Source organism: Microcystis sp. M31BS1 (assembly GCF_020245285.1).
Classification (GTDB): domain Bacteria; phylum Cyanobacteriota; class Cyanobacteriia; order Cyanobacteriales; family Microcystaceae; genus Microcystis; species Microcystis panniformis.
In genome coordinates, this window is sequence record NZ_JADBVE010000064.1 from 1 (window position 1) to 4,794 (window position 4,794).

Below are 4,794 nucleotides of genomic sequence, written 5' to 3' on the forward strand. Positions count from 1 at the left end.
ATTTTGTGAACCGCTTGCTGTGTGGGCATTTCAAGTGATACCAGTCAATCAGAATAGTTACGAAATATTCACATTTGGTCGATTTTTGCTTAACAATTGAGATGGCCAATTCTCCTCAAATATGCCTGAATCGCTCTCTGGGTAAGCAAATCACATAAAGTTGATTTTGTCAAGAATTGTTAAGATGCGCTTACCCTGGGATGGGTTAGCGGTAGCGTAACATTAGCGGGTGTTGGGTTTCATGCTTCAACCCAACCTACGTTCATCTTATATTTAATTCCACCCACCTACTTAGAATATGAAACTTATGTTCCTCTTGCAGATCAGCTTTTTACGATATACTTAGAAGAAATAAATAAGGTTTTGCTCAAGGATTTTTTGCAGATGGAAGGAACTATTTTACGCTTCGACACCTCCAATAACACAGGGGTTATCAGAGGCAATGACGGGACAAGATACCAGTTCACAAACTCCGATTGGAAGGACGAAAAAGAATTTCCCAGAGTGGGGTTATTGGTGAATTTTGAGGTTAACTTAAACAATGAACCCGTTGATATTTACTGTATTCCTAAAGATAAGGGAAAGAGAATATGGCAGTATGATGGATATCTGGTGATGTTGCGGGGGGGCATCTCTACCAAATCGCTGTATCAAAACCAATCGCCCGGTAACGGGAAAAGAAGAACAGACTTTATCCTTTAATCCTTTATTCGTTAATTTTTCTGCCCTTTTTTCTGCCCTGATTAGAATCATTTTTTTAATTTTTGTGCCCTGGATTGTAACAATACCGGTTATCATTGCATATTTTGCTATGACAAAATACGAAAAAATCACTTTTGGACTTTCTCAAGAAGTTAAAAAACAGCACAGATTATTAACAGATAGGATTTTCTCGTGCGTAATTTTTGGGATGATTATGGCTGCTGCTACAATACATTTTTTGAATCTAGCATACGGAGATGGAATTGTCTCGGTTTCTTTAGTAATATTTGCACTATTGTGCTTGCCGTTTTGGTTGATTTTACGGAAATCGCCACTGTCAACTTCTGGAATTTCAATAGTCTGGATTCAGGGTGAATACATTTGCATCCGTGGAATCAATAAAGAATATCTTTCTGAGTTTCCTGAATGGAGTGATTATAGACGACGTGGTTAGTTTTTTATTTATCCGAAATCTTACCAGAAGCCTTAGAAATTGCCAGAGGGATTGGGTCTGAATACTACCGTGCAAAGGCATTAAAAACATTAACCGCCACATTAACCCCTGCTAATGTTGACTTATCTTTCTGGCAAGATGTCCTTCAGGCTTTGGGAACTCTCACTCGTCCTCGTTTCCTCGAAACTATTCCTAACTTAGTACCTTTAATCCTTCATTTTGAGGGAGAGGTCGCCTTAAGAGAAGTGTATCAAAGTATTAAGGATGTTAGTCGGTGGTGGAAATAATTCCCCTTATGATGTATAATGCTAGACCATAGCGGATAAGGTATTCAACCGCTCTAAAAACCTAGCTATCTAATCGATAGGCGCACCTTGAAAACTAGAGTTATAGGGTTCCATAAAGGATTGCTTTTATGGGTAAAAGCTCTAAGCATCAAGTACCAGAGAAACCAATTATTTTAGAGGTTTTGAACTGTATCGTAGGGCATACGAGAACAGGCTTCTGTAATGGAGCGAAAGTCTGAGGAGAGACTCGCCTCTGGGTTAGATACCGCAAGGGGTCTGATTTAAGCGAACTCGTTGAGCCAGAAATTCTAATCAGTGATGATAGAAGAATCCACGTCCGTTCACGGCGCGGAGTATGTCAACTGAAGTGTTACCCGAAACCCTTAGAAATTGCCAGAACGATTGGGTCTGAATACCCGCGTGCAGAGGCATTAAAAGCCTTAACCGCCACCTTAACCCCTGCTAATGTTGACCTATCCTTCTGGGAAAATACCCTTCATGCTTTGGGTACTCTCACTCGTCTTCATTTCCTCGAAACTATTCCCAACTTAGCGCCTTTAATCCTTCATTTTGGGGGGGAGGTCGCTTTAAGAGAAGTCCATCAAGCAATTAGAGAAGTCAGCCGCTGGTGGAAGTGATTGCCCTGTCAATAATTGCTATAATAGCTAAAATGGTCATAATGGCTAGTTTCTATAAAGGTTAGTTATGAAAACATTAGGAGCCTCAGAAGCAAAAAATCGCTTTGGCGAACTGTTAGACTTGGCTCGAAGAGAACCAGTAAAGATAGCAAAAAAGGGACGTAATGTTGCAGTCGTGCTGTCAATCGAGGAATTTGAGAGATTTTCCGAGTTAGAAAATCAACTTTTGGCTTTACAGGCAGAAAAAGCTCATCAAGAAGGTTTTATCGGAACAACAGAAAGTGAGGCTTTACTGTCAGAAATTTTAAATGCTTAAGATTAACCTATCTCGACAGGCAACTAAACGCTTAAAAAAACTGCCAGATAAACACGCCAAACAAGTAGCCACAAAAATAAACGAACTGAGAACAAATCCCTATCCCCAAGATTCTCTAAAGTTAAAAGGATACTCTTATCATAGAGCCGATATTGGTGAATATCGAATCGTTTATCGTGTTGAGGAGCAAACACTAGAAATCTTGCTGATTGACAAACGAAACGATGATGAAATTTATAAACAACTAAAGAGAACAATATAGAGAATATTAATTATCAACCATCAATTAATTAGCGATATTATTCCTGCTAAAATCAAGAAAAACAAATTATTTTTAAACACTCATGAGCATTAATGTAACATTTCCCGAAGAACTTCTCATTGCCGCCAGAGAAGAAAAAGAAGCATTCTCTCGTAAAGTCATAATTTATACATTAGGGCATCTTTATCAAGAAGGAAAAATTTCAGCAGGAATCGGCGCACAAGTATTAGGATGCGATAAATATACATTTTATACACTTCTCTCTGAGTATGGTTTTTCCATTATTGATTACACAGCAGAAGAATGGGAATCAGAAATACAAACCAGCCGTAAATTAGCCCAAAAAATCCAAGAGAATGAAGATAATTGTTAATTCTACACCGATCATCGCCTTATCTTTGATTAATCAATTAGATCTTCTTAATCAGCTATTTAATGAAGTGATTATTCCTTGGGCAGTTTATCAAGAAATTGTCATCGCTGGAGATAATAAACCGGGGGGCAAAAGAACTCAAAAATGCCAATTGGATTCAAGTTCAAGAAGTTGCATCATCATCTCCTCTTGAACCGCTATTACTAGGATTAGATCGAGGAGAATTAGAAGTTATTCTCTTGGCAATTTCAATCAAACTAGACTGGGTAATTATAGATGATAAATTAGCAAGAAGAGTTGCCAAAGCTATGGAATTACCCGTCAAAGGAACATTAGGAATTCTCTTGGTTGGTTTTTATGCAGGTTATCTATCTAAACAAGAAATTTTAGATTTATCACAACAGTTAGTTGATTATGGAATTCGTATTAGTTCTCCGATTCTTAATTGGCTAAAAACAGAATTAGACAATGATCATTAATACCAAATCAATACAAAATAAACTACCATGAAACAACTAATCGTACACATTCGTGACCAAGAAAAAGCAGAAACACTCTCTAAAATTTTAACTGCTTTAGATTTTGTTGACTCCGTAGAAATCATCGAAGATCAAACAACATTATCTGATAACGAGCAAGACTTCTTTGCCCTAGCAGGATTGTGGGAAAACAGAAATATCACCCCTGAATCTATCCGTCAAGCAGCATGGCGAGAAGAAAACCGATGATTTTATGTGACACCAATATCCTCATTGAATTCTATAAAAACAACCATAGAATTATCGAAGAGCTTCGCCATATTGGACTAAATCAACTAGCCATTAGTTCTATTACTCAAGCCGAATTATATTATGGATCAATCAATAAAAATGAACTCAACAAAATCAAAAGACATCTCGGATTGCTACATACCTTTCCTGTAGATGTCGCAATATCCAATCAATTTATTAACTTAATGGAAACCTACTCCCTCAGTCACAAACTCAACATCCCTGACGCTATCATTGCCTCAACAGCATTAGTGCAGAATATTAAGCTATATACATTGAATTTGAGAGATTTTTGTTTTATTCAAGGCTTAGAACTCTATGATCTGTCAAATGAATAACCCATCAACGTTAGCATTTTCCAGCGTTCAGCGAACCAGTCATGAATTAGTCAAAAAATCAAAGAGAATGAAGATAATTGTTAATTCTATTCCCAATTTAGCGCCTTTAATCCTTCATTTTGGGGGAGAGGTCGCCTTAAGAGAAGTGTATCAAGGGATTAGGGATGTTAGTCGCTGGTGGCGGTGATTCTTGTCCCATTAATTAACAATGATTAATTAATAATTAATCGGCGAAATTCAGTAAAATAGTAATAGACCAAATTAGAGGGAAAAAAATTATCTATGGCAACTACATCAGAAGACGTATGGAGACTCTTAGCCGAATTAGCGACTGCTCAGGCCGAATTAACTGCTGCTCAAAAAGAAACTGACAAACAACTCAAGGAGACTGACCTACTATTGAAGGAAGTTAGTCAACAACAGAAGGAAAACGCCCAACAACAGAAGAAGACTGACAAACAACTCAAAGAATTAGGTCAGCAAATTGGGGGATTAGGGGCAAAATTCGGCAGCTTTACCGAAGGACTTGCCCTTCCCTCAATGGAAACGATTCTCAGACAACGGTTTGGTATGGAAGTTATCAGTCCCAGTGTGCGAGTCAGTAAAGATGGACAACACCTAGAAATTGATGTCCTTGCCTATACCAATGGTGAG

The 4,794-nt window shown here is 37.9% G+C and carries 9 protein-coding genes and 1 pseudogene; all 10 read left to right on the forward strand.

What is annotated here, in order from left to right; translation table 11 throughout:
- The first annotated feature begins 384 nt into the window (after nucleotides 1–384).
- Complete coding sequence (locus IM509_RS03460) at nucleotides 385–702, forward strand: hypothetical protein (RefSeq protein ID WP_185237299.1); 318 nt, start codon at nucleotides 385–387, stop codon at nucleotides 700–702.
- 64 nt (nucleotides 703–766) lie between these two features.
- Nucleotides 767–1,156: a hypothetical protein gene (locus IM509_RS03465; protein WP_287716409.1), complete on the forward strand. Its 390-nt coding sequence runs from the start codon at nucleotides 767–769 to the stop codon at nucleotides 1,154–1,156.
- Between the two features lie 992 nt (nucleotides 1,157–2,148).
- Entirely contained in the window at nucleotides 2,149–2,397 is a 249-nt protein-coding gene (locus IM509_RS03470) for a type II toxin-antitoxin system Phd/YefM family antitoxin (protein ID WP_002739617.1), read from the forward strand.
- Complete coding sequence (locus IM509_RS03475) at nucleotides 2,390–2,659, forward strand: type II toxin-antitoxin system RelE family toxin (RefSeq protein WP_185237297.1); 270 nt, start codon at nucleotides 2,390–2,392, stop codon at nucleotides 2,657–2,659. Before IM509_RS03470 ends, IM509_RS03475 begins: the two co-directional genes overlap by 8 nt.
- A gap of 82 nt (nucleotides 2,660–2,741) precedes the next feature.
- Nucleotides 2,742–3,032: a UPF0175 family protein gene (locus tag IM509_RS03480; RefSeq protein WP_008203693.1), complete on the forward strand. Its 291-nt coding sequence runs from the start codon at nucleotides 2,742–2,744 to the stop codon at nucleotides 3,030–3,032.
- Nucleotides 3,016–3,511: pseudogene (locus IM509_RS03485) on the forward strand (PIN domain-containing protein). The gene IM509_RS03480 and the pseudogene IM509_RS03485 overlap by 17 nt, the downstream one beginning before the upstream one ends.
- Nucleotides 3,512–3,538: 27 nt before the next feature.
- Nucleotides 3,539–3,760 carry a hypothetical protein gene (locus tag IM509_RS03490; protein WP_002760517.1) on the forward strand — a complete coding sequence of 74 codons (222 nt, stop codon included), beginning with the start codon at nucleotides 3,539–3,541 and terminating at the stop codon, nucleotides 3,758–3,760.
- On the forward strand, nucleotides 3,757–4,140 hold the full coding sequence (locus IM509_RS03495) for a type II toxin-antitoxin system VapC family toxin (protein ID WP_185237296.1): 384 nt from the start codon (nucleotides 3,757–3,759) through the stop codon (nucleotides 4,138–4,140). The genes IM509_RS03490 and IM509_RS03495 overlap by 4 nt, the downstream gene beginning before the upstream one ends.
- Nucleotides 4,133–4,327 (forward strand): hypothetical protein, encoded by a 195-nt coding sequence (locus IM509_RS03500; protein ID WP_185237301.1) that lies wholly within the window; start codon nucleotides 4,133–4,135, stop codon nucleotides 4,325–4,327. The genes IM509_RS03495 and IM509_RS03500 overlap by 8 nt, the downstream gene beginning before the upstream one ends.
- Nucleotides 4,328–4,422: 95 nt before the next feature.
- Nucleotides 4,423–4,794: DUF3782 domain-containing protein (locus IM509_RS03505; RefSeq protein ID WP_287716412.1), on the forward strand; the 372-nt coding region annotated here is incomplete at its 3' end.